The following is a 1,185-nucleotide window of genomic DNA, read 5'->3' as shown; positions in this document are numbered from 1 at the left end:
ATCTTGGCAACCACACCGGCGCCGACGGTCTTGCCGCCTTCGCGGATAGCGAAGCGCAGACCTTCTTCCATGGCGATGGGGTTGATCAGCTTGACGGTGATCGACACGTTATCGCCCGGCATAACCATTTCCTTGCCTTCTGGCAACTCGATCGCACCGGTCACGTCCGTGGTACGGAAGTAGAACTGGGGACGGTAGTTGTTGAAGAAAGGCGTGTGGCGGCCGCCTTCGTCTTTGCTCAGCACGTAGATCTCAGAAGTGAAATGCGTGTGTGGCTTGATCGAATTGGGCTTGCACAGCACTTGACCGCGCTGCACGTCTTCACGCTTGGTGCCGCGCAGCAAGATGCCGACGTTGTCGCCAGCTTGGCCTTGGTCCAGCAGTTTGCGGAACATTTCCACGCCGGTGCAGGTGGTCTTTTGGGTCACGCTGATACCGACGATTTCGATTTCTTCACCGACCTTGACGATACCGCGCTCGATACGACCGGTCACCACAGTGCCACGGCCAGAGATCGAGAACACGTCTTCCACGGGCATCAGGAATGCGCCGTCAACTGCACGCTCAGGCATGGGGATGTAAGTGTCGAGTGCTTCGGCCAGCTTGAGAATGGCTTCTTCGCCCAGGGGACCCTTGTCGCCTTCCATGGCCAGCTTAGCCGAGCCGTGGATGATGGGGGTGGAGTCACCAGGGAAATCGTACTTGTCGAGCAGCTCGCGAACTTCCATTTCAACGAGTTCGAGCAGCTCGGCATCATCGACCATGTCGCACTTGTTCAGGAACACGATGATGTAAGGCACGCCAACCTGGCGGGCCAACAGGATGTGTTCGCGGGTCTGGGGCATAGGGCCGTCAGCAGCCGAGCACACCAAAATTGCGCCGTCCATCTGGGCAGCACCCGTGATCATGTTCTTCACATAGTCAGCATGGCCTGGGCAATCAACGTGGGCGTAATGGCGGTTGGCGGTTTCGTATTCGACGTGGGCGGTATTGATGGTAATACCGCGCGCTTTTTCTTCGGGCGCTGCGTCGATTTGGTCATAGGCCTTGGCCTGGCCACCGAACTTGGCTGCCAACACGGTGGTGATGGCGGCGGTCAGGGTGGTTTTGCCGTGGTCAACGTGGCCGATGGTGCCCACATTGACGTGGGGCTTGGTACGTGTGAACTTTTCTTTTCCCATTTTT

At 57.9% G+C, this 1,185-nt stretch carries 1 protein-coding gene; it reads right to left on the bottom strand.

Going from position 1 to position 1,185, the window contains the following annotated elements; translation table 11 throughout:
• On the bottom strand, window positions 1-1,181 hold a 1,181-nt coding region (gene tuf, locus AC0969_RS19720), incomplete at its 3' end, for an elongation factor Tu (protein WP_479625850.1).
• Window positions 1,182-1,185: the final 4 nt, after the last annotated feature.

This window comes from Rhodoferax sp. LB1P47, from assembly GCF_056521445.1.
This window is presented reverse-complemented; position numbering and strand designations above follow the sequence as displayed.